23 protein-coding genes are annotated in these 26,506 nt (G+C 42.2%); 6 read left to right on the plus strand and 17 right to left on the minus strand.

The genetic code is table 11. The annotated features are described in order from the left end of the window. The first annotated feature begins 129 nt into the window (after positions 1-129). From B6K83_RS11770 to B6K83_RS11780, 3 genes are all read left to right on the plus strand, one after another. Positions 130-1,518, plus strand: coding sequence for a uroporphyrinogen-III C-methyltransferase (locus B6K83_RS11770; protein ID WP_085285125.1), 1,389 nt, complete (start codon positions 130-132; stop codon positions 1,516-1,518). Then, positions 1,518-2,705, plus strand: a complete 1,188-nt coding sequence (locus B6K83_RS11775; RefSeq protein WP_085285126.1) for a heme biosynthesis HemY N-terminal domain-containing protein — start codon at positions 1,518-1,520, stop codon at positions 2,703-2,705. Before B6K83_RS11770 ends, B6K83_RS11775 begins: the two co-directional genes overlap by 1 nt. Positions 2,706-2,819: 114 nt before the next feature. Continuing rightward, positions 2,820-3,512 carry a DUF2982 domain-containing protein gene (locus B6K83_RS11780; protein ID WP_085285127.1) on the plus strand — a complete coding sequence of 231 codons (693 nt, stop codon included), beginning with the start codon at positions 2,820-2,822 and terminating at the stop codon, positions 3,510-3,512. Positions 3,513-3,618: 106 nt separating this feature from the next. On the opposite strand, the gene fre is transcribed toward B6K83_RS11780, so the two are convergent. From fre to trxA, 5 genes are all read right to left on the minus strand, one after another. Further along, entirely contained in the window at positions 3,619-4,314 is a 696-nt protein-coding gene (fre, locus tag B6K83_RS11785; RefSeq protein ID WP_085285128.1) for an NAD(P)H-flavin reductase, read from the minus strand. Between the two features lie 75 nt (positions 4,315-4,389). Beyond that, the gene (gene ubiD, locus B6K83_RS11790; RefSeq protein WP_085285129.1) at positions 4,390-5,874 is read right to left on the minus strand and encodes a 4-hydroxy-3-polyprenylbenzoate decarboxylase; all 1,485 of its coding nucleotides are present in this window, start codon (positions 5,872-5,874) and stop codon (positions 4,390-4,392) included. 180 nt (positions 5,875-6,054) lie between these two features. Beyond that, positions 6,055-6,804 (minus strand): substrate-binding periplasmic protein, encoded by a 750-nt coding sequence (locus B6K83_RS11795; RefSeq protein WP_085285130.1) that lies wholly within the window; start codon positions 6,802-6,804, stop codon positions 6,055-6,057. 218 nt (positions 6,805-7,022) lie between these two features. Continuing rightward, complete coding sequence (rho, locus tag B6K83_RS11800) at positions 7,023-8,282, minus strand: transcription termination factor Rho (protein ID WP_085285131.1); 1,260 nt, start codon at positions 8,280-8,282, stop codon at positions 7,023-7,025. Between the two features lie 191 nt (positions 8,283-8,473). After that, complete coding sequence (trxA, locus tag B6K83_RS11805; protein WP_085285132.1) at positions 8,474-8,800, minus strand: thioredoxin TrxA; 327 nt, start codon at positions 8,798-8,800, stop codon at positions 8,474-8,476. A 187-nt stretch (positions 8,801-8,987) separates the two neighbouring features. Between trxA and rhlB the strand changes: the two genes are divergently transcribed. Next, positions 8,988-10,250, plus strand: coding sequence for an ATP-dependent RNA helicase RhlB (rhlB, locus tag B6K83_RS11810; protein ID WP_085285133.1), 1,263 nt, complete (start codon positions 8,988-8,990; stop codon positions 10,248-10,250). An 18-nt stretch (positions 10,251-10,268) separates the two neighbouring features. Beyond that, positions 10,269-11,765 (plus strand): Ppx/GppA phosphatase family protein, encoded by a 1,497-nt coding sequence (locus B6K83_RS11815; RefSeq protein WP_158088350.1) that lies wholly within the window; start codon positions 10,269-10,271, stop codon positions 11,763-11,765. Between the two features lie 104 nt (positions 11,766-11,869). Here the strand turns inward: B6K83_RS11815 and hemB are convergent, their stop codons facing one another. The 7 genes from hemB to tatA are packed head-to-tail and all read right to left on the minus strand — an operon-like array spanning position 11,870 to position 16,962. Beyond that, on the minus strand, positions 11,870-12,880 hold the full coding sequence (gene hemB, locus B6K83_RS11820) for a porphobilinogen synthase (RefSeq protein ID WP_085285135.1): 1,011 nt from the start codon (positions 12,878-12,880) through the stop codon (positions 11,870-11,872). A 19-nt stretch (positions 12,881-12,899) separates the two neighbouring features. Then, positions 12,900-14,309, minus strand: a complete 1,410-nt coding sequence (locus B6K83_RS18590; RefSeq protein ID WP_233143982.1) for a GGDEF domain-containing protein — start codon at positions 14,307-14,309, stop codon at positions 12,900-12,902. Next, positions 14,302-15,096, minus strand: a complete 795-nt coding sequence (locus tag B6K83_RS11830) for a TatD family hydrolase (protein ID WP_085285136.1) — start codon at positions 15,094-15,096, stop codon at positions 14,302-14,304. Before B6K83_RS11830 ends, B6K83_RS18590 begins: the two co-directional genes overlap by 8 nt. Before the next feature lie 9 nt (positions 15,097-15,105). Beyond that, a complete protein-coding gene (locus tag B6K83_RS11835; protein WP_085285137.1) occupies positions 15,106-15,597 on the minus strand; it encodes a hypothetical protein in 492 nt (163 codons plus the stop codon). A 2-nt stretch (positions 15,598-15,599) separates the two neighbouring features. Then, entirely contained in the window at positions 15,600-16,361 is a 762-nt protein-coding gene (gene tatC / locus B6K83_RS11840; RefSeq protein WP_085285138.1) for a twin-arginine translocase subunit TatC, read from the minus strand. Beyond that, positions 16,358-16,726 (minus strand): Sec-independent protein translocase protein TatB, encoded by a 369-nt coding sequence (tatB, locus tag B6K83_RS11845; RefSeq protein WP_085285139.1) that lies wholly within the window; start codon positions 16,724-16,726, stop codon positions 16,358-16,360. The genes tatC and tatB overlap by 4 nt, the downstream gene beginning before the upstream one ends. Next, positions 16,726-16,962, minus strand: a complete 237-nt coding sequence (gene tatA, locus B6K83_RS11850) for a Sec-independent protein translocase subunit TatA (protein WP_085285140.1) — start codon at positions 16,960-16,962, stop codon at positions 16,726-16,728. The genes tatB and tatA overlap by 1 nt, the downstream gene beginning before the upstream one ends. Positions 16,963-17,056: 94 nt before the next feature. On the opposite strand from tatA, the gene B6K83_RS11855 reads away from it, so the two are divergent. Continuing rightward, positions 17,057-18,034 carry a hypothetical protein gene (locus B6K83_RS11855; RefSeq protein ID WP_139175559.1) on the plus strand — a complete coding sequence of 326 codons (978 nt, stop codon included), beginning with the start codon at positions 17,057-17,059 and terminating at the stop codon, positions 18,032-18,034. Positions 18,035-18,050: 16 nt separating this feature from the next. Here B6K83_RS11855 and B6K83_RS11860 read toward each other — a convergent pair whose 3' ends face one another. The 5 genes from B6K83_RS11860 to ftsE all read right to left on the minus strand — a co-directional run bounded on the left by B6K83_RS11860 (position 18,051) and on the right by ftsE (position 26,498). Continuing rightward, positions 18,051-20,669, minus strand: coding sequence for a sensor domain-containing diguanylate cyclase (locus B6K83_RS11860; protein ID WP_085285142.1), 2,619 nt, complete (start codon positions 20,667-20,669; stop codon positions 18,051-18,053). Between the two features lie 211 nt (positions 20,670-20,880). Continuing rightward, positions 20,881-23,388: a TonB-dependent receptor gene (locus tag B6K83_RS11865; protein ID WP_085285143.1), complete on the minus strand. Its 2,508-nt coding sequence runs from the start codon at positions 23,386-23,388 to the stop codon at positions 20,881-20,883. Positions 23,389-23,783: 395 nt separating this feature from the next. Beyond that, positions 23,784-24,644, minus strand: coding sequence for an RNA polymerase sigma factor RpoH (gene rpoH, locus B6K83_RS11870; RefSeq protein ID WP_085285144.1), 861 nt, complete (start codon positions 24,642-24,644; stop codon positions 23,784-23,786). Between the two features lie 191 nt (positions 24,645-24,835). Then, complete coding sequence (gene ftsX, locus B6K83_RS11875) at positions 24,836-25,810, minus strand: permease-like cell division protein FtsX (protein WP_085285145.1); 975 nt, start codon at positions 25,808-25,810, stop codon at positions 24,836-24,838. Beyond that, on the minus strand, positions 25,800-26,498 hold the full coding sequence (gene ftsE, locus B6K83_RS11880; protein ID WP_085285146.1) for a cell division ATP-binding protein FtsE: 699 nt from the start codon (positions 26,496-26,498) through the stop codon (positions 25,800-25,802). Before ftsE ends, ftsX begins: the two co-directional genes overlap by 11 nt. Positions 26,499-26,506: the final 8 nt, after the last annotated feature.

Below are 26,506 nucleotides of genomic sequence, written 5' to 3' on the forward strand. Positions count from 1 at the left end.
TACCCTGATGTCGTATCAAAGCTTAGTTCCGCTTGACTAACATTGATAGTAAACTTAGTGGATTGCAACTGCGTCAACAAGCTAGCAATTCAGTGTACATTTTGCCAAGATGAAATTTAGGATCCCTTGATGAGCGATAAAAAGAAACCCGAACCAAGCAAAACCGATATTGATGCATCAATACCTAACGATAGTGCTGACAAAAAAACAACCTCATCGACGGCTACGTCCAACTCAAGCAAGGACAACAACACTGTCGCGGCAAAAGCGCATTCAAACCCAAGCACTAACACTAGTGCTGCAACGACTAAAAACAGTGATAACAAAGTAAAAACAAGTGCGAAAGCCAAGGCAAATGAGCCGGCGCTAGTTCATCAAAAAGCCCCAGCCCAAAAGCAAACCAACGCTGTTTCTAAAGTCGCTATTGTCGCCTTGATCATTGCCTTAATCGCGCTATTAGCCAGCATAGGCCACTTTTTTTGGTTAGAACAACAAAAGCAGCAAAGGCAACAACAGCTAACATCGCAACTAGCACAACAGGTCGAAAAAGTTCAACAACAAATGGCCGCGCAGCTCCAAGCCAGTCAGCGGCAAGCTATGGCACAGCTTGCAACAACACAACAGAACAATAGCCAAGCCATATCGCAACTAGCAAGTGCGGCTCAGCAAGAGCAGCAGCTAGCCAGTGAGAGCCTAAAGGCTATTGCACAGTTACAACAGCAAGTAAGCAAGCTGGGACAAACGCAAGCGAGCGACTGGTTACTGCTAGAAGCGGAATACCTGATTAGGCTAGCGGCAAGAGTGTTATGGCTTGAAAAAAATACCAATACCGCAATCAGCTTATTAACCGATGCAGATTTGCGCATTGCTGAGTTAAATGACCCCCAATATTTGCCCTTACGACAAAGTATTCAACAAGACATTGCGCAGCTCGAGTTGCTGCCAACATTAAACACAGATAATGCCATGTTAAAATTGATGGCACTGGAACAACAAATCAGTCAATTACCTTTACTATTATTTGAAGTGCCAGAGCAAAATAGCGCGAATAAGCCACTTGAGCTAACCGATAACGTCGATGATTGGCGACAAAATCTAGCCAAAACTTGGCGTAAATTTCTCGATGAATATTTCACTATCACCCGCAGAAGTGGCAATATTGAGCCATTAATGTCGGCCGAATTTCAACAAAATCTGCGTGAAAACTTAAGCCTGAAGCTACAAACCGCCATTTGGGCCGCCAGCAAAGCAAACCATGAAATCTATCTGCAGGCACTCAATGATGTCCAGCGCTGGCTGCAAGATTACTTTGATAACACTAAGCCATTAACCCTTAACTTTATCGACGCAATCGAGCAACTAAAAACCGCGACCATTAGTGTTGACTACCCCAATGGTTTACCGTCACTGACCCTGATCAGAGCCATACTTTCGAGCAAGGAAAAAGTTGCGCCAGCAATCGAAGCGCCACTGACTCCAGATGAGACACCAAGCGCTGAACAAGGAGAGGGCAACTAATGAAGCGATTATTGTTATTATTGGTTTTGTTTCTCGCGGTCGTGGTTCTTACGCCGATTATTATTGGTGAAAAAGGCTATATTTTAGTGGCCATCGGTGACTTTGCCATTGAGTCAACTGTGGTTGCGGCCACCATAATGTTAGCCCTGTGCTTATTGGTATTATTCACCATCATTAAGCTATTACGCGGTGGTATGCAATTGAGCTTTGCCACCTGGAATAAAGTTATGTTTGCCAGCCAGCGACGGGCACTAGGCAATTTCAATAAAGGTATTGCCGCCTATGTGTTGGGGGATTATAAGCAAGCGGAGCATTTATTGGCCAAGTCTGCTGACGCATCATCACTCGAGCATGTCGCCTACCTAGTCGCGGCCGACGCAGCACATAAACAGGCGTTAAAGCCTAACACCGAGCACTATTTAACCTTACTAGAGCAGTGCCCAACGACCTTAAAATCAACGGGTATCGAAGCGGTAATTATTAAAATAAAATTATTGATCGAGCAAAAAAACTACCCTCAGGCCCGCACCCTGATTGATAACCACCATAAACATATTGGCCACGATGCGCGTTTGCTGTCCTTGGAAATAGAATTAAGCTTACTCGAGCATCGCTACCCGTATGTGATTAAACAACTTAATAGCGCGCAAAAACAAAAGTCTATCAATACCGACACCCTAACGCGCTGGCAACAACAGGCATTTTATGGTGCCTTTACAGATATCGTCAAACAGCAAGATAGTGCTGAGTTGCAGGCATATTGGCAGCAGTTACCGAAAAAAATCAAACAAACAGATACGGTTCTCCTTACCTATTGCCAAGTGCTTGCTGAAAATAATATTCACCAGCCGTTAGTAAAACTATTAGTGCCAGTCTTCAAAAAAGGCGTGGCGGTAAACCTTATTAAAGCGACCCGAACTTTACCCTTAAACCATGTCGAACCACTAATGGCGGCTGCGCAAAAGCACTTACATAGTCAGCCACACAATGCACTATGGTTATCTTTAGTGGCGCACTTTGCCATGATTTCTAAACAATGGCCGTTAGCAGAAAAAGCGTTTAACAGTTTAGTAAGCCTTGCTGAGCCGCAATACGACAAAGTTGATTTATTAGCGTTTGCACAGGTACTGGAGCAGCAGGGGCAAATAGATAAAGCCAATCAAGTTTTGAAAAAAATACACAGTTAAAGCGCTGCAAAACGCTCGATTTACCAATGCCTTCATCGCGTCAACCCAGAGCGCCGTTAGTTATGGGGCATCTCTTAAAACGAGTCAGGTGGCGAACGTTGATCGAACACAGCAATGGCCAATAACAACGACATCATAAAAATTAAAGCAATTGCTCGCCATCATGGTTTGTTTATCACGTTAACCGGCAGCTTGGCATTATTAGTGATTATTTGGCTGTCTAGCTTTTATTGGCAGCAAGCCCGATTACCGTTATTATTTTCTGTGCTTGCTGCTTTGGTAACTATTTTTATTGGTTTACTCAAGCTTGCTGAGCCAACCTATAGTTTGCAGCTTAGCCCGGAAACACTCACCTTTTATCATCGCTATGGCCGCTGGCAGTTACCATGGCAGCAGATCGGCAATATTCATGCAGTGACCAATACCTTTGGTATCACACGCGAGGAGTTGAACTATGTTGGCATAAAGCTCAACTCAATAGAAACTATAGCAACAAGCATTTCTTTACGCCTAGCAAACCGCTTGATTCACGAGCAAAAACCGTTACTGCACTACTGTATTAAGCATCAATTAATCCCCCTTAACCAAGGAGTATTAAACTTTTCGCCATACAGTATGCGTGATGGTAGTGTGCTTAAAGGGCCAATGGCTGCGTTTCTGCATCATAGTGCGGCATTAGAACAAGCGCTTGGCGCACAGCTTTTTATTTCCGCGAACAGCTTAAATGGCTCCATCGATGATTTTGTTCACTTAGCCAATGGTTATTTAACCAAGGCAAGGTCTGCGGCGATTAAATCGCCGAGATAGTGCGGCCATAGCCATGGCGTTGCGCTGATTAACTTAAGCTTGGAATATAGCGAGCAGATAACACGCTATAACGCTGCACTTTTATCTGCCAGGCTCGTGCTTGCTTTTAAATAAAAGCAAAAGCATCAGCATACATGCGCTCTAAGGTCGCACCATGCTTGACAAAGTCTTCTCGTACTGCCGCGACCATTTCAAAACGTCCGGCTAAGTAAATATCATAGTCAGCTAAGTGCGCGATATCTGTCATCACAGCTTCATGCACTAAACCTGTTCTGCCCTGCCACTTAGCATCTGCATGTTGTATCACAGGTGTAAACTTGCCATTGGCTAATTGTTTAATCATGGCCGCTGTTTGCGCTAATTCATAACAGGCGCTTGGCTCACGCAAGCCCCAATACACCAATACTTGACGCTGAGATTGCTGCTTTGCGAGGTGCTCAAACATCGACTTAATGTAAGAAAAGCCCGTCCCGCCGGCAACCAATAGCAGTGGTCGTTCGCTATCTTCTCGTAAGTGAGCATTACCAAACGGCATTTCGATAGACACTTCACTGTGTGCTTTTATATGTTCTATCACTTGCATAGGATAGCTGTCGGCACCAAAGGCACCGATTTGTAGCTCAATGAACTCAGCGCCCGGCGCACTGGCAATTGAAAACGGCCGCTTATCTTCATCGCTCATGACAAAATTTAAGTATTGTCCTGCTGCAAAATCGACATTTTGACTGGGCTTTAACAACGCCTTATAAACGTTCTCAGTTAGCGATGTTAACGATGCTACCTGACATTTAATTTCTTTCATTTATTCTTTACCTTTTACTGCACACTTGCCGCTTTGCTTTCTCTGCTTTCTTGATGAGCAAATCGGCACTTGATGCTATGGAAATATATTCAATTCATGCCAAATATCATCAACATGATCTTTGATGGCTTGGGTCATTTCAATGGGCTCACCCCATTCTCGATCTGTTTCTCCTGGCCATTTATTGGTGGCGTCTAAACCCATTTTTGAGCCTAAACCTGAGACAGGTGAAGCAAAATCTAAATAATCTATCGGCGTGTTTTCTATTAATACCGTATCACGGCTCGGATCCATGCGTGTGGTCATGGCCCAGATCACATCTTGCCAATCGCGAGCGTTGACATCATCATCACAAACAATAACAAACTTAGTGTACATAAACTGCCGTAAGAATGACCACACCCCCATCATGACGCGCTTGGCATGCCCAGCATATTGCTTTTTAATCGTTACCACAGCCAAACGGTATGAACAGCCTTCTGGTGGTAAATAAAAGTCTTGAATTTCTGGAAATTGCTTTTGTAAAATTGGCACAAACACTTCATTTAACGCCACTCCTAAAATAGCCGGCTCATCAGGTGGACGACCAGTATAGGTGCTGTGATATATCGGCTCTTTTCTATGACTCACATGAGTTACGGTAAATACTGGAAAATCGTCCACTTCGTTATAGTAACCCGTATGGTCGCCGTATGGACCTTCTGGAGCCACCTCTTCAGGGTCAATATAGCCTTCAAGTATGATCTCCGCAGTTGCCGGCACTTCTAAGTCATTGCTTAGGCATTTTGCGACTTCGGTTTTACTACCACGCAATAAACCGGCAAAGGCATATTCTGACAAGGTATCGGGTACTGGCGTTACTGCGCCTAAAATAGTGGCGGGATCTGCACCTAAAGCAACCGCAACCGGATATTTCTCACCCGGAAAGGCCTTTTTAAACTCTTGAAAGTCTAACGCGCCGCCGCGATGCGAAAGCCAGCGCATGATCACTTTATTACGGCCTAACAATTGATTACGGTAAATGCCTAAGTTTTGTCGCTCTTTATGTGGTCCTTTTGTAACAGTAAGCCCCCAAGTAATAAGAGGCGCCACATCGCCAGGCCAACAGGTTTGAATAGGTAGCTTTCTTAAATCTACGGCATCACCTTCGAGTACCACCTGCTGGCATAAGGGTTTTTTAATGACCTTAACTGGCATATTGAGCACTTGCTTATACAAGGGCAATTTATCCATGGCATCACGAAAACCCTTAGGTGGCTCTGGCTCTTTTAACGCAGCCAACAACTTACCTACCTCTCGTAAGGCGCTGACATTGTCTTGCCCCATGGCCAAAGCTACCCGCTCTGGCGTACCAAAAAGGTTGGTTAGCACCGGCATGCCATAAGGGTTGCCATCTTTATCTATCGGGTTTTCAAACAGCAACGCAGGACCTTGCTGGCGTAACGTACGATCACTAATTTCAGTCATGGTTAAGTCTGTCGCAACCGGCTGACTAATGCGCTTGAGCTGACCTAACTGCTCAAGCTGAACGATAAAGTCTCTTAAATCACTGTATTTCATATTTGCATTTGCATCATAAATTTGTCGTGCATTATAACGACTGCGAGTTGTAATACCAATGGCATTAAATAAAGCAGCAACATACGCATTATCACTAGTAACGCGACTGGGTGAATTTATGGAGCCAATGACGAATATTTTATGTGGGAAAAATGACAGTATTTATGCTTGCTGTAGCATTTATTGTCTCTTGAAATCTGTTGAAATAGCGTGCTGACTTTTCACCTGTTGATAACTGGCGCGAACTCTTTCTACCAAGCTATCTTCGCTTGAGGCACCAAATGCCATATACAGCTTAGTGGCTGGCATTGCTAACTTATAAAGTGGTTTTAAAGCACTACAATCCAATAACTTATGCCGACAGCTCGCTTGAAAAGTCGCTTTATTGGCCGGCAACAAGTCGATTCGCTGCTCTTGAAACAAGAAAAAATTTTGTATGCCTTGCACTACGGTGGTTAAGTTTTGAAAGTCTTGGCTTTTTAGGTATTGATCAACTGCACTGTCTCGAATCACACCGATGCGATAGTGCTTTAAGTCGTCGAGTTTGGTTTGCTGGTTTATATTGCTATCTATTGCGCCATAGAGATAATATTCAAGCGCCATAATTTCACCAACCCACTTAAATTTATCGCGCCTTTTTTCGGTTTTAGCGAGCGAGTAAATTAGCACATTGGGTTCATTTATTGCTGTTCGGTAGGCTCTTGCCCATGGTAAGACTTGAATTTCATAAGGCAGTTTAGCATCAGCTAGCACTGCTTTAACCAACTCAGTGGCAAAGCCAACAACTTCACCATCTTTAAGATATTGAATAGGAAAGGTATTTTCAGTAACTACGGTTACTTTTCCGTTTACTTGTTTCGTTCGCTCAGTGACGCTATAGCTGTTAACGCTAAAGAGCAGCAACAGCATTAGCAAAAAAACATAACGCATATAGGCCTCCAATAAACGCTCTGGGTAATTTAGCTCTATGAATACCAGACATCAGCTAATGTTGCCGACAATGATGCTGTGTTATTAATTTCAGCGTTGCTAGCAGGCCAGCACCTGATTAGATGTTATGTAATTATAGCCAAACTTATAGGCTTCTTACAGTCAAAAAAACGCCAGCAAACGCTGGCGATGTTAATTCATGAGACAGATCAAACAACTTACTGTCGTTTCATGGAGTCAAAAAATTCGTCATTGGTTTTAGTCATGGCCAATTTATCTATCATAAACTCCATGGCGTCAATTTCACCCATTTCATGTACTATTTTTCGTAGTATCCACATTTTTTGCAATTCATCTGGTTTAGTTAGTAGCTCTTCACGACGCGTACCACTGCGATTAAAATGTATTGCAGGGAAAACACGTTTCTCAGATATTTTGCGTGACAGGTGTAATTCCATATTACCTGTGCCTTTAAATTCTTCGTAGATAACTTCATCCATTTTAGAACCTGTTTCCACTAGTGCGGTGGCAATAATGGTTAAGCTGCCACCTTCTTCAATGTTACGAGCGGCACCAAAAAAGCGCTTCGGACGATGCAAGGCGTTAGCATCAACACCACCGGTCAATATTTTACCTGACGACGGCACAACCGTATTATAAGCACGCGCTAAACGTGTAATAGAGTCGAGTAAAATTACCACATCTTTTTTATGTTCAACCAAACGTTTGGCTTTTTCGATCACCATTTCTGCCACTTGCACATGACGGTTAGCCGGTTCATCAAAAGTTGAGGCAACAACTTCACCTTTAACTAGCCGCTGCATTTCTGTCACTTCTTCTGGGCGCTCATCAATGAGCAACACCATAAGCTCTGCATCAGGCTGATTATAGGCAATGCTTTGTGCAATGTTTTGCAGTAATAAGGTTTTACCGGCTTTTGGTGGCGCCACAATTAAGCCACGTTGCCCCTTGCCGATTGGTGAAGCTAAGTCTAACACCCGTGCGGTGATATCTTCTGTTGAACCGTTACCACGCTCCATGGTTAAGCGGTCAGTTGGGTGTATCGGGGTTAGGTTTTCAAAAAGGATTTTATTACGGGAGTTTTCAGGACGATCAAAATTAACTTCATTGACTTTCAACAGCGCAAAATAGCGTTCGCCGTCTTTCGGTGGTCGAATTTTACCGGCAATGGTGTCACCAGTACGCATGCTAAAGCGACGTATTTGACTTGGCGAAACATAAATATCATCGGGTCCCGCAAGATAAGAAGAGTCTGCCGATCGTAAAAAACCAAAACCATCTTGTAGAATCTCTAATACACCACTACCAAAAATATCTTCACCACTTTTTGCGTGAGCTTTTAAAATGGCAAATATAATATCTTGTTTACGGTTGCGAGCTAAATGCTCTAATTTCATTTTTTCCGCGAGTTTCACTAGCTCGCTAATAGACTTTTCTTTAAGTTCGTTAAGATTCATAGTGGGGGTTTCTTAGACTATTTGGGTTGTTATGCTGCGCCGTTTGGCAATTTAGGATGTTTGAGTATGGTATTTGAAATGTTAATTTGGTTCGAATGTTAAACTTAACATTAAAAACAAAACAGGTAAAGATGCAGATGTTGAATCTTTGATGAAAAAATAAAAAGGCCCGATAAACGGACCTTTTCAAATTATAAGTTCTTATCTAAAAACTCTTTTAATTGTGTTTTTGATAACGCACCCACTTTGGTGTCTGCAACTACGCCATCTTTAAAAAGTAACAACGTTGGAATACCACGAATGCCATATTTAGGTGGGGTATTTGCATTTTGGTCTATGTTTAATTTACCAATAGTGACCTTGCCTGCGTATTCTTCTGCAACGTCATTTAATAACGGCGCAATCATTTTACATGGTCCACACCACTCAGCCCAAAAATCAACGAGTACTGGGCCTGATGCTTTAATCACATCAGTGTCGAAACTATCATCAGTTAACTGAACAATTTTATCGCTCATTTATATCTCCATTTACGGTGGCCTAGCGCCAATTGAGTAAGATTATACCTTCATCAGAATTAATTACCAACAATGATATATAACAGTTATGGTCATATAATTTCAAAATCAACTATAAGCATCAATTTTTTATCGCTTTTCTATGAATCTAATTTTTATTAATTACGTAAGGTGTTAAGCTAGCGGTATGAAAAAAACACATTTAACTGAAATAAAGTTCTCAGAACTTAAACTCGAGCCAAGCGTCGTCAGTGGTCTTGCCGCCATGGGCTTTGAATATTGCACGCAAATTCAAGCTAAGTCGCTTCCTATATTACTAAACGGTAAAGATATTGCCGGTCAAGCACAAACCGGTGAAGGCAAAACCATCGCCTTTTTAGCCGCAACATTCCATCATTTGTTGCAGCAGCCCGCTAATCACAACCAACCGCGAGCCTTAATCATGGCTCCAACGCGTGAATTGGCCATTCAAATACATCGTGATGCCTTAAAAATGGCAGAAAGTACGGGGCTTCGACTCGGTATTGTATACGGCGGTGAAGGTTATGAAAGCCAACGTCAAGTACTAGAGCAGGGCGTTGATATTTTAATTGGCACCTGTGGTCGCTTAATCGATTACTTAAAACAAGGTACCTATAACTTAAGTAAAATTGAAGCTGTGGTGCTAGACGAAGCTGATCGCATGTTTGACTTAGGCTTTATTAAAGATATCCGCTACATGTTTGGCAAGATGCCCGCCGCCACAGAGCGTTTAAGCATGTTATTTTCCGCAACCTTATCATTTCGAGTCAAAGAGTTGGCCTTTGAGCACATGAATGACCCTGAAAGTGTTGAAGTGGAACCAGAGCAGAAAACCAATATTCGTATTAGCGAAGAATTATTTTATACCTCCAATGAGGATAAAATGGCACTGTTACAGTCGTTAATCGAAGAAGACTGGCCTGATAAAGCGATAATTTTTGCCAATACTAAGCATGTTTGTGAAAAAATACACGCCCACCTTGAAGCAGATAATATTCGTGTTGGAATGCTAACGGGTGATGTTATTCAGAAAAAACGCTTGAAAATTTTAGAGCAATTTACCGCAGGCCATCTTGATGTGCTGGTTGCCACTGACGTAGCCGCACGGGGCTTACATATCCCAGCCGTTACCCATGTCTTTAATTATGACTTACCCGATGACTGCGAAGACTATGTACATCGCATTGGTCGCACGGGCCGAGCCGGGGCAACCGGACATGCGATAAGTTTAGCTTGCGAGCAATACGTTTTTAATTTGCCTGCTATTGAAAGCTATATTGAGCACGAGCTGCCAGTCAGTAAGTATGATCATGATGCCTTGTTAACCGATCTACCGAAACCTAAACCACGACCGCGCCGACATAAGCCCCACAATGGTGGCCAAAACCGCAGTCGCAGTTCAGGTCGTAGGCCACAGCGGAATAACTAGTCAATGGCGCGTAACACCATGGAGACTTCATCACCGTTATATGCGGTGATTGACCTAGGCTCAAATAGTTTTCATATGTTAATTACGCGACAACTTGCTGACAGTGTGCAAGTTGTTGATCGTATTAAGCGTAAGGTACGACTAGCCGCTGGCCTCAGCGCCGACCACATATTATCTGAACAAGCCATGGCAAAAGGCTTAGAGTGTTTAAGCTTTTTTGCCGAGCGCTTGCAAGATATCCCAAAAGAAAATATTCGTATCGTCGCCACCGCCACCTTGCGGTTAGCGAAAAATCGCGCCGACTTTATCTCCAAAGCAGAACAACTATTAGCGCATAAAGTTAACTTACTAAGCGGTATTGCTGAAGCAAAATATATCTATCTGGGTGTCGCACATACCAATTGTAGTCTTGATAAACGGCTGGTTTTGGATATTGGTGGCGCGAGTACCGAAGTCATTGTTGGCCATGATTTCACGGTAAAAAAAGCCCATAGCCTAAATATGGGCTGTGTTACTTTTATGCAACAACACTTTCGCGATGGTGAGTTAAATGCCGATAATTTTTCTGCGGCGATAAAAGCGGCAGAGCAGGCTATTTCTGTCATTAAAGAAGATTTTTCTGCCATAGGTTGGCATTGCGTTTTAGGTGGCTCTGGCACTATGCAGGCCATCGCAGAAGTTCTCAACCACCAGAAAAAACCGCCGATTATTTGCTTAGCTTTACTTTACCAGTTGCAAGCGCAAATACTAACCTTCTCTCATGTTGACAGCATTAACATTCCCGGTTTAGCAAGTGAGCGAAGCCCTGTAATTGCTAGTGGTTTGGCAATATTAATCGCCTTATTTCAGCAGTTTGGCATTGAAAAGCTTTCGCTTTCAAGTGGGGCACTACGCGAAGGCTTGCTGTATGAAATGCTCCCTAACAGCCGCAAGGTAAATATTCGACAACGCACCATTCGCGCTATAGCTGAGCGTTTTCACGTTGATCAAAGCCATGCCGACAGCATTAAGCAACAAGTGCTGTTGATCTTTAATCAGTTGCAAGCACATTGGCAACTACCCAACGATAATACCTTGGCTATTTTGCTGGCAAGTTGTGACCTCCATGAAATCGGATTACTGTTAGAGTATAAGTATCATCAACAACATAGTGCTTATATTCTTGGTCATGCGGACTTACCTGGCTTTAACCTATCAGATAGACAACTGCTCATTGCTTTTGTTAGTCACTATAAAGGTGATCTCAAACCAACATCACTGACGAAACAATCAGCAGTGGCAGCAGACTTGGCATTAAAGTTTCTGATTATAATGCGCTTAGCTGTAATTTTATGCCGTCGTCGAAAAGATGATAAATTACCCCGTTACCAACTGGTAGCCAAAGGCGATACGCTGCAGTTATCCTTATCTGCATTATGGTTAAAACAACATGCACTTATTCATGATGAATTAAAGCAGGAGCATCGCCATATTGCGCGCTTAGGTTTTGCATTAAATATTACTTGTGAACAGTAACAAAGCCAAACCCGATCTAACCATTAGAGATGAAAAAAACCGTGCTGACAAAGCACGGTTTTTTATTTTATAAAACAACAGCTAGACGCCAAACGCATCACAGCTTATTGGGCTTCCTTTAACCAACGCGCAACTTGTTTCGCAAAATACGTTAAGATGCCATCAGCTCCCGCTCGTTTAAAGGCCAACAAGCCTTCCATGACACAAGGTTTTTCTGCTAACCAACCATTTTTAATGGCCGCCATGTGCATAGCGTACTCACCACTAACTTGGTAAGCGTAAGTTGGCACTTGAAAGTTATCTTTGACGCGACGAACAATATCAAGGTAAGGCATGCCCGGTTTTACCATCACCATGTCGGCACCTTCATAAATATCTTGGGCAATTTCATGTAAGGCTTCGTTGCTGTTAGCAGGATCCATTTGGTAAGAAAACTTATTGCCGCCTTTAATATTACCGGCTGAGCCCACCGCATCGCGAAATGGCCCATAATAGCTTGAAGCATATTTCGCAGAATAGGCGAGAATCTTGGTATTCACAAAACCGTGTTGCTCTAACTCTTGTCGAATGGCACCAATGCGGCCATCCATCATATCTGACGGCGCCACTACATCAGCACCTGCTTGGGCATGTGATAACGCTTGCTTCACCAAAATATCTTTCGTTACTTCATTGAGTACATAGCCATCGTCATCGATAATGCCGTCTTGACCATGCGTGGTAAACGGATCTAAAGCGACGTCTGTGATCACACCTAAGCTGGGAAATTTTTCCTTGATCGCGCGCACGGCGCGTTGTGCTAAACCCTCGGCATTATAGGCTTCTTCGGCTAATAGAGACTTTTTATCGGCTGGAGTAACTGGAAAAATAGCAACCGCAGGAACCCCTAAGTCAACTAGCTCTTGGCACTCTAATAATAGCAGGTCAATACTTTTTCGTTCTATGCCTGGCATCGACTCTATCGCTTCTCGCTGATTATTACCTTCTAAAACAAATACAGGATAAATCAAATCATTAACTGTTAATTGGTGCTCTGACATCAATCGTCTTGAAAAATCATCGCTGCGCATTCGACGCATGCGACGCGCTGGGTACTGACCAAAAACACTATTCATACTCGTTTCCTATCATTAATTAAACTGCGCTTAACAAACCCACTTGCACTTGATCGCGCCCGGCTTGTTTAGCTTGGTATAATGCTTTATCAACACACTCAAACATGACTTGCGGGCTCACATTCGGCTCTTGTTGATATGTAATAACACCGCAACTGACCGTTAAGTGAATAACCTGATCATTGTGATGTACCTGTTGCTGCCGTATGTTTTGGCAAACTTCTTGCGCCAACGATAACGCACCTTTAGCATCGGTTTCAGCTAAAATTAAACAAAATTCTTCACCGCCATAACGACAGCCAACATCACTGCTACGACGAAGTAATGATTTAATTTTATCTGCTACAGCAACAATGCAGGCATCGCCGGCTAAATGACCAAAGTTGTCGTTAACCGCTTTAAAATGATCAATGTCAATTAACACCATACTTAAAGGCGTTAAGTTTCGACGACTGCGTCTAAACTCTGCTAATATTTTTTGCTCATAATAACGTCGATTATACAGCCCTGATAACTCGTCTAGGGTATTTTTTTCTGCTAAAACTTGATTGACTTCAGCCAACTCTTGCAAAGCGATATTTAATTCTAAAGTTCGCTCTTGAACACGAATTTCTAACTGTTCATGACTGGCTTGCTGAAGCTTTAAAAGCGCTTGTTGTGCGGCTTCTGATGCTTGCAAATTTTGCAGCATGTTTTGCTGCGCCTGATGTTCATCAAGCCGCTGACAATGATACTTTCTTGCTATTAAATACGCGATCATTACCGACATCAGCCAAAATGCAAAAACGTCCACTTTGAACCTAGCTTCAACACTAAATTCACCAAAATAATGTATGTAGGCCAAGATATTAAATAGCAATTGAAACACTAAGGTTAAAGTAAATATGGTTGCCATTCGCGCATACTTAGCTGGCATTTGCTTACTGATATAAAGTAGCACCAGTAGACTAATACTGGTGGGTAATTGAATAACAAGCCATTGAGCAGTGAAATCAAAGAAGTAGCTGCTGGGTATTAGCAACAACAAACACAGCGCTAAAAATAGCAGCAATTGTACAGCGCCTTTACTATTTTTTGGCAAGGCGAAACAGCTCATGGTAAAGACAAAGAAGATGATAATGCTAATATGATTGAGTAGCACTGCCTCACTTTTTAACAATGCAACACTTGGGGTAAATATTGCAAATAAAGACTCGCCGCCAATCACCAAAACGGCCAAACATTTAAAGAAGAAAAATAACGCCAAAATTGCCATGCTTTTGCTGCGCAGCGCATGCGCACTGGCAAAGCAAAGCAAAACCAGCATTAAGCCACTACCAAGAAAGATTGGCGACAGTTGCCATTGCATAGGTGTAGCAATATCAGCTAACACTTGTGCGTGAACCCAAGTAGGTAACAATAGCGGCAAAAAGATAAGTAATTTAAGCATCAGCTGCTCGCAAATTAAATACCTGTTCGCTATTGGCTGTGGTTTGTTGAATAAGCGCCTGTTCACTACAATTGAGTAGCTTAGCTAACATAGTGACGATATAAGGCAGATAACTAGGCTCATTGCGGCTACTTTTCGGCTTAGGGCGAATCGTTCTAGGTGTTAAATAGGGTGCATCGGTTTCTATCATCAAACGCTGCAGTGGGATCAAGGGCACAATTTCCCGCAATGTTTGTCCTCGACGCTCATCACATACCCAACCGGTAATGCCAATATACATGCCTGCGGCTAAACATTGCTCTAATTCGTACTTACTGCCAGTAAAGCAATGTGCGACCATGGCTGGCACTCGAGTTATATATGGCGCTAAAGTCTTAAACCAAGGTTCAAACGCATCGCGTTGATGTAAAAATAGCGGCAGCTGCAATTGTGCGGCTAGCTCTACTTGTCCTTGAAAAATACGTTGCTGATTTTCGGGCGTGGAAAAGTTACGGTTAAAGTCTAAGCCACATTCACCTATGGCTTTTACACTGCTATGTTGCGCTAATTGTTCTAGTTGCTCGAGATAATTATTTTGCGCTTGGTCGGCATCGTGCGGATGAATGCCTGCGGTACAAAAAAGAAAATTCGGCGCTTGCTGGCAAAGTGCAATTGCCTGCTCACTCTGCTCAATGTCAGTTCCGGTGATCAAAAGGGCACTGAGCTTGGCCTGCTTAGCGCGCTCGATCACGGCTAAGCGGTCTTTATCAAAACGCGTATGAGTTAAGTTAACGCCAATATCGATCAAAAGATAACCTTATTTGAGGCGCTTAACGCGAATTTTTCGCTTCGCGCCCGCTTGATTTTTTTTCAAGTATACGGCATCCAAAACGCCTTTTTGCAATAGCAGGCTTTCACCGACTTTTACCTTAAATGGATGACTATCTGTTTGCTGCCATTGCTGACCATTTTCAAAAGTAAAACGTAATTTACCATAAGGATCGTACTTGAATGTTTTTACGGTAAAAATAACTTGTGGTCTGCTTTCAGTTTCTGGCGGTGATTTTTTTAGCTGTTTTGCGCCAAACATCTCGACATCTCTGGGCTTGGCTGTTGTTAAAGAGTCACTATCAGCGGCAGCTGTAGCAACCGCAGCAACCTGATTTGCCAGTTGATCAAAACAAGCTAAACGCGCAACATTGGCGGTGATCTTACGGCAGTTGCCGAGCTGCTCTGTTATAGTACTTGCTTGAGCCGCCATGGCGAATAAACCCGCTATCACAACCACACCAAGTACGGTAACTCTCATGATCACTCTTCCTTTGTCGCTGACTCTGTTGATTCATCATCACCGCGGTAATAGAGTGACGCGATAATAATGCCGACCTCAAATAACAATAGCATAGGCACAGCTAACATGGTTTGAGAAATAATATCAGGTGGCGTTAATAACATACCAATCACAAACGCGCCGACGACAATATAAGGACGCTTAGCGCGTAAATTATCTGGGCTTGTCACCCCAGTCCAACACATGAGGATGATGGCGATTGGAATTTCAAATGCAACACCAAAGGCGAAAAATAGCTTTAAGACAAAGTCTAAATAACTACTAATATCGGTTGCTATCGTCACCCCATCAGGCGCAACGGAAGAAAAGAAAGCAAAGACCACAGGAAACACCACATAATAGGCAAAGGCAATACCGCAATAAAACAACAAGGTACTGCCCAACATCAGCGGCGCAATTAAACGTTTTTCATTTTTGTATAAACCTGGGGCAATAAACGACCAAAGCTGATACAAAATATAGGGCATAGCAACAAAAATCGAGATGACTATGGTTAGCTTAAATGGGGTAAAAAACGGTGATGCAACATCGGTTGCGATCATTTGTGTACCCGCAGGCATTACTTTTAATAGGGGTTGCGCAACATATTGGTAAATATCTTGCGCAAAATAAATCAAGCTACAAAACACCACTAAAACACCCACTACAGCGTGTAGTAATCTTGTTCTTAACTCTAATAAGTGATCAAATAATGTATGACTTTGGGTGCCTGTTGAGCTCATTTATCCTGCTTTTCACTTTTATTATCGTTAAGCTGCGCAACATCTTTTGACGCCTGAGTTGTTTTATCAGCTGTTTGATATGGATTGTTGACCATTGCTGCCGCCTCTTTCAACGACTTTACCGACGCGGCAACCTCTGGCGATAAATCTTTCATATCAGATTGTTCGGCCTTTTTTAGATTCGCATGTAATTCTTGGATACGAAGCTCTTCACTGAGCTCATTCTTCACCCCTTCGCTAAAGCTACGAATACTCGCTATCCAATTTCGCACCGTACGAATGGCAACAGGTAATCGCTCAGGCCCTAACACCACTAGGCCAATAATAGCGATTAACAATAGCTCCCAAAAGCCTATATCAAACATCAGACTTGATCTTTTTCTTTATCAGCGACTTTACTTTGTTCCGTTGAGTTATCCGCTAAGCTATCAGCCTTAGCAGCGTCATCGTCTTTTTTCGCGGTTTCGTCAGTTACTGCATTTTTAAAGCCTTTCACCGCCGAGCCTAAATCAGAGCCCAAGTTACGAAGCTTTTTTGTACCAAACAATAACACCACAATCACGGCAATAATTAATAACTGCCAAATACTTATACCACCCATAAAAAACCCCTATAATTTAATTAATTTCATTATAAAGTTTATAGAAAAAAAATCACCAACTGATATGCTAAAAAGTGAGGTAAAACAAATTTTGATGAGAATGTATCGTAAAAATACAATTAAATGGCTTTTATGCCGACTATTCTTTTACTTTGCATTTGCCAATTCAGCCTTAGCAGACTCAACAACCGATGTCAGCAAGTCAACTGAACAAGAAAATGATCACTGGATGCAAGGATTGCATGAAACGGTAACTAATTCTGTTTATCAATCGGCGCAATGGTTTGATAGTTTTTTTATTGCAAATGGAAGTGAACAACAAAAGCCAACCACTAGTGCCAAAATACGCTTGGCTTGGTTGCCAAAAAGTCGTGACTGGAGTGAAGTCAAGCCACGCTTTCGGGTACGTGTCAAACTGCCGCACTTTCAAAATAGAGCCAGTATCATCCTGTCTGATGAAAGCGACGATGAACTGAGCAACTTACCGTTAGAGGTTAATGATAGCAAAGCCGCTTTAGCCAACGATAAATTTTCCTTAGCGTTAAATTATACCCAAGATAAAAGAGCTGATCGCTTACTCAATTATCGACTCGGCATTTCAAGTGGCGATCTTTTTGTCAGAGCTAAACACAAGCGTCGCTTAACGGTTAATGATAAACAGGGCTTTTTAATCGAACCTTCAATCTACTACTTTCTCGATGATGGCCTCGAAGCTAAACTGTTATTAGAATATGATTACCAAATCAGCTCACAATCCCTGTTTCGTGTTAACTATAGTATTAGAGGAGCCGAAGCATTTAGCGGTATTCGTTGGAAACATGGCTTTTATAAACTAAAGCAAATCAATAGCACCACAGCATCGGTGATTAGTTTTCAAGTTGAAGGGGAACGAAATGGTGCACGCGGCTTTGTTATTGATAAATATACCTTGGCTTATCGTTACCGCTTTAATGCTATACGCGACTGGCTATTTTTTGAGATTGAGCCATTTTTAGAGTTTCCGGAACAAGAAAACTACACCACCACACCAGGCATTGCCTTGCGCCTTGAAGGCTTATTTCATAAAGGTTAGCTCAAGTAGCTTTTAACTAAGCGCTATTGATGTTCACCACTTTAGCTGAACTTGGGTCTTTAGTCATTTTTGCTGGGCGACTGATATGATAGCCTTGTCCAAATTCACAGCCGGCATTTTGCAGTTTTTTCAACATAGCGGCTGACTCTATGCCCTCAGCCACCAATCGATAGCCAAACTGAGTGCCAAGCTCATGTAAGGCCTTTACTAGCGTTAAATTTTTCTCATTATGATTTAATGTCCGAGTAAAGCTGCGATCTAACTTAATAAATTCAAACGGGTAGTTATGTAAAAAGTTAAATGATGACAAGCCAGCGCCATAATCATCAAGCGCCAATTTAACGCCAAAGCTTTTTAGCTTGCGCAAGCCTTTCAGCGCTAACTCGGTATGCTGAGCGAAGGCTGATTCATTAAATTCTAAAATCAAGCGTTCTGGCTCTATAGTGTTAACATTGATCAACTCAATTAACTTAGCCAGTTGATTCGCTTGAATTAAGTGTCGCCCTGACAAGTTAACTGCAATATAAACATTTTCATATTCTTGCGATTGTTTCCATAACTTTAGCTGTAAACAAACTTCTTCTATCACCCAAGTTTCAATGTCCAAAATCATGCCGGTTTCTTCCGCCATAAACAAAAACTCGCTAGGGGTCAGTAAGCCTTTAGATGGGTGTTGCCAACGTAATAAAACTTCAAAGCCTATGGCTTGAGTGGAGGTTAAATGGGAGATTTTTTGATAATGTAACTCAAATTGCTGGTTTTTAATCGCTTGGCGTAACTCTTGCTCTAAGGTCATACTGGCAATCAATTGCTCGCGCATACTATCATCAAAAAATACAAAGCGACCACGGCCTAAGCTTTTTGCCTGATACATAGCAGCATCAGCATCGCGTAAAATTTCATTAGCATCTTTATAACTTACACGGCTTTGCGCTATACCTATACTGGCGTTGGAGTACAAGGTGTGACCATCAAGTTCATAAGGTTGGGCAATGGAGTTAATAATGCGAGCGGCGATTTCTTCAACGTCTTCAGTTGACTGTAGCGCATCTAATAACACCACAAACTCATCCCCCCCCAATCTGGCCAAGGTATCATTATCACGCACACACAAGCGCAGTCGCCGCGCTATTTCAATTAAAAACTGGTCTCCCGCATGATGACCTAATGTGTCATTGATCATTTTAAACCTGTCTAGATCAATAAACAAAAGTGAAAAACGATAATGGGGGTGACGCTTTAAGTGCCTAATTGAATAACTTAGCCGATCAGCAAGCATGGCGCGATTGGGTAACTGAGTTAACGCATCATGATGAGCCTCATGATACAAGCGTGCTTCCGCTTTGCGACGCTCGTCTATTTGCATGCGTAAGTTTAGGTTTGTTGCTTGTAGCTCTTGGGTCCGCTCATTAACAATTTTTTCTAGCGCTTCATGGCTTTTTAAGGCTTGCTGTTGCATTTTTTGCCGTAGAACTTCGATGGATATATGGTGACTAACAAAGCGCATCAGCTGTAAGTCTTTATGTTGATAGGCATTTTCGTCTTGATAGTGTTGAATTGCGATAACACCAAACACTTCACCTTGATCTGATAACGGAGCGGCAAGCCAGGCTCGCGGTAAATCATGTATGGCATGATATTGCTTCGACTTGAGCTTAGTGACTTCACCTTGTGCCGACAGGGTATAAAATTGCTCGCCATTTAACAAAATTGGTTTACCGGCGTTTATGGCCATTTCTGATAAACCCTGGCCAAATTTTCGGGTGTTTAATTGCACCAGTTTTTCGTCACAATAATAAGGAAAAGCTAATTCACTTTTATCATCTGATAACAGAGCGATATAGAAGTTTTTTGCGCTGAGTAATTTACCGATTTCAAAATGTAATGCTTGGTAAAAATTGCCTAGCGCTTGAGATTTTGCCGTTAACTCTGAAATATTTAGCAGCACTTGCTGTGCTTTTGCGGCAAGCTGCCTTTCGGCAATTTCGCGCTGTAGTTGTTTATTGGTTTCAGTTAATTTTTCAGTGCGTTGTAAGATGCTAGATTCCAGCAGTTCACGGCTTTTGACGCGATCTATAGCTGTCACTAAATGCTCGGCAATAAAGGCTAAAGTTTCGCAATCTCGAGCGGAGAAGTATTGTTTCTTGTCATAACTTTGCAGTGCGATAACACCAATTACCTGCTCGCCACGCTTTAGCGGCACCCCCAACCAATCAACAAATTCCGAGCCGTATAAAACAATATCGCCACTTTTTGCCAATGCTAAGCGCTCTTTTGCTGAGCAATGCAAGGGCTGTTGACGCAAAAAAACTAATCCGGTTAGGCTTTTACGCCAGTTGGCCAAATCAACATTTTCATGTAAACGCGACTCTACTGGATTATGGCAGTGACTAAGTTGTAAGTTATTGTCGGCATCACATAGTGCAATATGAAAACTGTCAGTGACTAATAAGGATTGAATGACGGATTTGAGTGCATGGTAAAAGACCGACATGTCATTAACAGAACCGGCTAAATCTGACAGTTGTAATAAGCCTGACTGCATAGTTTTAAGTTGTCGATACTTTTTAAGTAGCGATTTTAACTTAGGAAATTGGCGTATTGCGTGAACCGTATCCTTCGCCCTCGATTCCATGATGGGAATTCCGTTTATTATTAGTATTATTTTTATCCGGCTAGTCTAACAAAATAAAATTTTTTCGCTAGCGTTTCACACCATTTAATCAAAAACAGTGTTTATATAATCACCAATAACTGCACAAAAGCCAGACAAAAAAGCGATGGCACTGCCATCGCTTATACGGGTTTATCTTAGCAAGTCAACTTTGCCTGCTGATTAGCAACTCTTAGAATTGATATGAAGTACTGATAAATAAGTTACGACCAATCACGTCATAGATACTCGGTACCGTACCCATATCGTTACCGCCTAACACGGCTTCAGGCTCTTTATCAAATAGGTTTTTCACACCCGCGTTAACCACCCATTGATCATTAATATGGTAGGCCGCCGAAATGTTGTGGTAAACCACATCATCGGTTGCAAATGGCTGACCATAGTACTCTCCGTCCATACCGCTAATAAATTGCGCGTTATAAAGTACGGTTAAGTCGTCTGAAACATAGCCATATACCGATAAGTTTGACTTAATATCAGCATAACCACCAATATTGCCATCAATAGTGCCTGTGTAATCGGTACCATCTTGTTCGAACTCAATTAAAAATGTCGTGTCTAGCGCCACTTTAAATAAGTCATGACTATAGCTGATATTCCAATCAACCCCAGAAGTTTCTTGTGAACCTATGTTAGTTAATTGTGACGTTAACGCAGATAAATCACCATCAGCTGTGATATTTAAACCACTACATGCGGCGCTAATACCGTTAAAACAAGCATTTAATTCTTGTTGAACATCAACACGACTAATTGCGTTGGTGATATCAAATGCCCAGTAGTCCACTGTGGTCGACAAACCGTCCATAACTTCCCAAACCATACCAAAAGTAAACGACTCACTTTCTTCAGGTTGTAGGTTTTCATCACTGGTGTAATTAACTTTGATTTGTGCATCAAGTTCATTACCCCAAGGGTCGCTTAGGTAGTCGTATGAACCACTATCGCCGCCGTATAGCTCACTAACACTTGGTGCTCTAAAGCCTGTTGCCGCCACTGAGCGGATCATAAAGGCATCATTTAATCGGTACGTAGCGCCTAACTTCCAAGTAATTTCGCCACCAAAAGTAGAATACTCATCGTAACGTGACGCCGCTTCAAAGGTTAATTGCTCAGTCACAGGTACTGAGATTTCACCATAAATCGACTGCACTGAATAGTCGCCGTCAGTCGCAAATTGTTGTGCTGCTGTACTTTCACCGCGTTGGGTAATTTCATCAGGCGTGTAGTAACCACTTTCATGACGGGTTTCAAAACCAATCGCATAGCCGATATCACTTGCCGTAACACCGCTAAAGCCAGCTGCTAATGTGAATTGCTTGTTACCGCCTTCATTTTCTTCCGTGTATAAAATGCCTTGCGCTGCTAAGTCACTATTGGCCATAGCATCACCACTAAACCAGGCATTTTGATCTTGATAGATGCTGCTGATCATATTACCGGCATGAATAGAGTTTTGCACACTGTCTTTCGAGTCATTACGGCCGTAAGTGGCTGAAATATCCCACATAGCGTCATTGTCTAAGTAGCCTTTTAAGCCAATAGATGCGCGGTAAGTATCGGTTTCTTGTGAGAAAATACGAGGTCCTGCATCTGTCATACGACGGCGATAATTTACCGTATCTTCAATAACATGATGCTTAGTTGGATCAGCAATATCGGCATTTAATTTATCATAGGCAGCTTGAATGTTAGTTAGGTGTAACGCATCCAACTTATTGCTGGCTAGGTCTAAATTAGCTGGCTGTGGTGCCATTTGCTGATTTGACTCACGGCGGGTATACATAAAATCAAAGCTTAACTCAGTATCTGAGTCTAATTCGGTATTGTAAGCACTAAAGACACTGAATAATTCATTAGGTGTTTGCGCGTAACTATCGTCGGTATAGTCATAAGACGTGTCTCTTGGCTTTAAACCACCAGCACCATCAGCAACTAAACCGCCTAATGAACCGGTAGGAATAAATGATGACGCACCCGGCTCAACAAAGTCACGATCAGATTGAATAATCTCACCACGATCTGAATATTGTAAACCAACAACTAAGTTACCTTGGGCTAATTCTAAACCATGCAAAATGCTGATGCCTTTGCTGGTGCCATCACCTTTATCGGTTTGACTAGCATCAAGCGTTAACTCGGTACCGACAAAGTCTTTTTTGGTAATAATATTAACCACGCCGGCAATGGCATCTGATCCATAAACCGCAGACGCACCATCTTTAAGAATTTCGATGTTTTGAATCATAGCTACGGGAATGGTATTTAAGTCAACCGCAGAATCTGCACCTGTACCTGATGACACCATACGACGGCCGTTTAATAACACTAACGTGCGCTGTACACCCATTCCGCGTAAGTTAACGGTAGCTGAACCACCCGAGCCATTATTGGTGGTTGCACCTAAATTCATGCCGGCAGCGGTAGGCTGTGCTGATAAAATTTCTTCAACTGAGTTATAACCACTTTGGGCGATAAACGCTGAAGATATAACCGTTACTGGACTCGCTGTTTCGATATCAGTGCGATTAATACGTGAACCGGTAACTTCAATTCGCTCAACGCTGGCATTTTCACCTGCGGCAGCATTGGCGGCATTAGCAATAAATAACGAGCTACCTGCACCGATGAGCAATGCACTACGAATGGCATTGCCTAAAACTTGCTCTGAAAACATTTACTTCTCCAAAATTCAATGAATCGTTTTATTTTTTGTTGGCGATTGGCGCCTAAAAACATCTTGCGACAAAAGTTCACTGAGGATTGTTATTTAATGTTGGAGAGTTGTTATTTTTTCACGGATGATGTTATTTAAAGTTATTTTGTTACACTTAACTTACATTTAATGATGTGAATGATAGCGCACGTTAACCGATAAAAGCTGTGCAATTGCACAAGATTAGCGGCAAAGATCACCATTATCGGTTAACTTATCATCACCTATATATACATAGCTGTTTATTATCTAGGGTTTTATATCAGCAAGCTATAGCCACAACCGAGCTAAATTTTACCGATAAAAAAACCGGCAAAAGCCGGTTTTTTTCTTCATTATTTTAGTTTGGCGAAAGCTTATGCCATAGCACCTTTAAGTTTGGTCAGCGCATTTTTCTCTAATTGTCTAACTCGCTCTGCAGAAATATCGTACTTATCCGCTAACTCTTGCAGAGTTGATTTATCGTCAAGTAACCAACGGGTGCGAATAATATCTTGGCTACGCTCATCCAAGCTGACTAAAGCATTGCTCAATCTAGCATTGGCATGCTGTTCCCAGTTTGAATCTTCAACTTCTGTAGCAAGATCTGACTGCTTGTCTTCTAAATATTGTGCAGGAGAGTAAGCACTAGCACCTGAGTTATCATCATCATCGGTTGACAGCTCAAACGCTTGGTCTTGGTTGCTCATGCGAGATTCCATTTCCATAACGTCTTTAGTACTGACACCTAACGATTGTGCTACGTTTTCAACTTCATCATGACTAAACCAACCTAAGCGCTTTTTATTTTTGCGCAGGTTAAAAAATAATTTACGTTGTGCTTTCGTGGTCGCTACTTTAACAATGCGCCAATTTTTCAACACAAATTCATGGATTTCAGCTTTAATCCAATGCACGGCAAACGACACCAAACGCACACCCACTTCAGGGTTAAAACGCTTCACGGCTTTCATCAGACCAACATTGCCTTCTTGAATCAAGTCAGCTTGTGGTAAGCCATAGCCGGCATAGCCTTTAGCAACATGAATAACAAAACGGAGATGCGACATAATCAGTTCTTGCGCCGCTTTTAAATCATTTTCAGTATATAAACGAGTTGCTAACTCATGCTCTTTTTCAGCACTTAACATGGGAATGCTGTAAGCTGATTGCACGTATGCTTCAATGCTGCCACTTTTCGGGACAGTTAACGCCATTGATTGCATTGATTCACTCATTTAAAACCTCCTTTATCTCATCGAGCTCGTGATCATAACACATCTCACTAGCTATCTCGACTGTATACGCCAACAGTAGCTTAGAAGACAGGGTGAGACAATAGTATCTTTCGAATTTTTTCGGAAAAGTTTGTTAAACTTTGTTATAAAACTGTAAACAGCCCAAAATTGGCGTTATTTTTCGCTAAATTTTAATCAGCCGTAGGCTCTATAGCTCGGATATGTTGACGTACAGAAATATAGCTGCCTAATAAACCTAATGCTATTGCCGTTAATTGCAGCAGCAGCATCTCTGCCAACGATAAGCCTGCCAAGGTAAATTGGCTTTGATATAGGTCAGTTAATTGCCGTAACGCCCCAGACAAGTAGTTCGCTAAAATAGCCACGCATAAACTTGCAACAAAACCGCCAAGCACGCCATACCAAACACCTGCATATAAAAATGGCCGTTGAATAAAGCTATCGGTCGCGCCAACCAGTTTCATTACCGCGATGGCATCTTTTTGGTTTAATATCGCCAAGCGAATAGTGTTGCCAATAATCAATACCACCGACAAGCATAACAGGACGGCAATAGCGATCACCACATCTTCTATCAGCGCTGCCATGGCCTCGAGTCGTGTTAACCATTCAAGATCAAGCTTGCCTTGTTCAACATTACGCTCTTGTTCTAGTTTAAGCAGCAACTCATGCGCTGCTTGTGTTTGGCTAAACCTTTGATTTGGTGTAACTAAAATAGTTGCCGGTAACGGATTTTGTGTTAAATATTCAAGCGCCTGACCAAAGCCAGAGTTCACCTTAAATTCCGCTAAGGCCTGCTGCGCTGAAATATAGACCACATTCTCTACCTCTGGATATAGCGCGATACGCTGCACTAAATTTTGCGCCGCTTGCTCAGAGGTTGATAATTTTAAAAATAAGGTAATTTCAGAGGCTGACTGCCATTGCTGGGTTACTGCCTCGGTATTTTTAACAAATAAATGTAGGGTAGCGGGTAAAGTTAAACTGATGCCCAACACCAATACGGTCATCACTGAGGTAAAGGGCGTACGCCATAAGTCGCCTAAACTGCCGATAGCTTGTTGTAGATGACGAATTACCCTAGCGGTAATACGACCTGTCCAACCGAGTTGATGATGACTTTGCCGACTATAGTTAGTTTGCATCTGTTGCCCCTGCTTTTAAACCATCAACAACACCATCGGTGATCATATGACCTTGCTTTAGTGTTAGGGTACGATACTTCATGCGGGCAATAAGACCCAGATCATGGGTGGCAATTAAAACACTAACCCCCATATCATTAAACTCTTCAAATAAACGTATAATGTCGAGTGACAATTTCGGATCTAAATTACCGGTTGGCTCATCCGCTAATAAAATCGGCGGCTTATTAACAATCGCGCGGGCAATGCCTACTCTTTGTTGCTCGCCACCTGAAAGCATATAGGGAAAACACTTTAACTTACTGCTTAAATGTACCTTGTCAAGCGCCGCTTCTACCCGTTTACGGGTTTCTTTATGGCTATAACCTTCAATAATGAGCGGTAAGGCGACATTATCAAATACGGTTCTATCCAGTAATAAGTTATGATTTTGAAAAATCATGCCAATACCACGGCGCACATAAGGTATTTGCTGGTATTGAATGGTGGCTAGTTCAGTACCATTAATTTCAATACTACCGGCACTGGGCTTTTCCATCATCGACATTAACTTTAACAAGGTACTTTTACCAGCACCTGAGTGACCCGTTAAAAACGCCATTTCACCTGGTGCAATGCTAAAGCTCACGTTTTTAAGCGCTAGAAAGCCACCTGGGTAAGTTTTACTGACGTTGTTAAACTGGATCATAAAATCTC

Origin of the sequence: Colwellia chukchiensis, from assembly GCF_002104455.1 — a bacterium.
Lineage (GTDB): Bacteria > Pseudomonadota > Gammaproteobacteria > Enterobacterales > Alteromonadaceae > Cognaticolwellia > Cognaticolwellia chukchiensis.

What these genes read in the sequence shown, in the direction of transcription:
- B6K83_RS11770 (WP_085285125.1), top strand. Translation starts at nt 130, where the DNA reads ATGAGCGATAAAAAGAAACCCGAACCAAGCAAAACCGATATTGATGCA.
- B6K83_RS11775 (WP_085285126.1), top strand. Translation starts at nt 1,518, where the DNA reads ATGAAGCGATTATTGTTATTATTGGTTTTGTTTCTCGCGGTCGTGGTT.
- B6K83_RS11780 (WP_085285127.1), top strand. Translation starts at nt 2,820, where the DNA reads ATGGCCAATAACAACGACATCATAAAAATTAAAGCAATTGCTCGCCAT.
- fre (WP_085285128.1), bottom strand. Translation starts at nt 4,314, where the DNA reads ATGAAAGAAATTAAATGTCAGGTAGCATCGTTAACATCGCTAACTGAG.
- ubiD (WP_085285129.1), bottom strand. Translation starts at nt 5,874, where the DNA reads ATGAAATACAGTGATTTAAGAGACTTTATCGTTCAGCTTGAGCAGTTA.
- B6K83_RS11795 (WP_085285130.1), bottom strand. Translation starts at nt 6,804, where the DNA reads ATGCGTTATGTTTTTTTGCTAATGCTGTTGCTGCTCTTTAGCGTTAAC.
- rho (WP_085285131.1), bottom strand. Translation starts at nt 8,282, where the DNA reads ATGAATCTTAACGAACTTAAAGAAAAGTCTATTAGCGAGCTAGTGAAA.
- trxA (WP_085285132.1), bottom strand. Translation starts at nt 8,800, where the DNA reads ATGAGCGATAAAATTGTTCAGTTAACTGATGATAGTTTCGACACTGAT.
- rhlB (WP_085285133.1), top strand. Translation starts at nt 8,988, where the DNA reads ATGAAAAAAACACATTTAACTGAAATAAAGTTCTCAGAACTTAAACTC.
- B6K83_RS11815 (WP_158088350.1), top strand. Translation starts at nt 10,269, where the DNA reads ATGGAGACTTCATCACCGTTATATGCGGTGATTGACCTAGGCTCAAAT.
- hemB (WP_085285135.1), bottom strand. Translation starts at nt 12,880, where the DNA reads ATGAATAGTGTTTTTGGTCAGTACCCAGCGCGTCGCATGCGTCGAATG.
- B6K83_RS18590 (WP_233143982.1), bottom strand. Translation starts at nt 14,309, where the DNA reads ATGCTTAAATTACTTATCTTTTTGCCGCTATTGTTACCTACTTGGGTT.
- B6K83_RS11835 (WP_085285137.1), bottom strand. Translation starts at nt 15,597, where the DNA reads ATGAGAGTTACCGTACTTGGTGTGGTTGTGATAGCGGGTTTATTCGCC.
- tatC (WP_085285138.1), bottom strand. Translation starts at nt 16,361, where the DNA reads ATGAGCTCAACAGGCACCCAAAGTCATACATTATTTGATCACTTATTA.
- tatB (WP_085285139.1), bottom strand. Translation starts at nt 16,726, where the DNA reads ATGTTTGATATAGGCTTTTGGGAGCTATTGTTAATCGCTATTATTGGC.
- tatA (WP_085285140.1), bottom strand. Translation starts at nt 16,962, where the DNA reads ATGGGTGGTATAAGTATTTGGCAGTTATTAATTATTGCCGTGATTGTG.
- B6K83_RS11855 (WP_139175559.1), top strand. Translation starts at nt 17,057, where the DNA reads ATGAGAATGTATCGTAAAAATACAATTAAATGGCTTTTATGCCGACTA.
- B6K83_RS11860 (WP_085285142.1), bottom strand. Translation starts at nt 20,669, where the DNA reads ATGGAATCGAGGGCGAAGGATACGGTTCACGCAATACGCCAATTTCCT.
- B6K83_RS11865 (WP_085285143.1), bottom strand. Translation starts at nt 23,388, where the DNA reads ATGTTTTCAGAGCAAGTTTTAGGCAATGCCATTCGTAGTGCATTGCTC.
- rpoH (WP_085285144.1), bottom strand. Translation starts at nt 24,644, where the DNA reads ATGAGTGAATCAATGCAATCAATGGCGTTAACTGTCCCGAAAAGTGGC.
- ftsX (WP_085285145.1), bottom strand. Translation starts at nt 25,810, where the DNA reads ATGCAAACTAACTATAGTCGGCAAAGTCATCATCAACTCGGTTGGACA.
- ftsE (WP_085285146.1), bottom strand. Translation starts at nt 26,498, where the DNA reads ATGATCCAGTTTAACAACGTCAGTAAAACTTACCCAGGTGGCTTTCTA.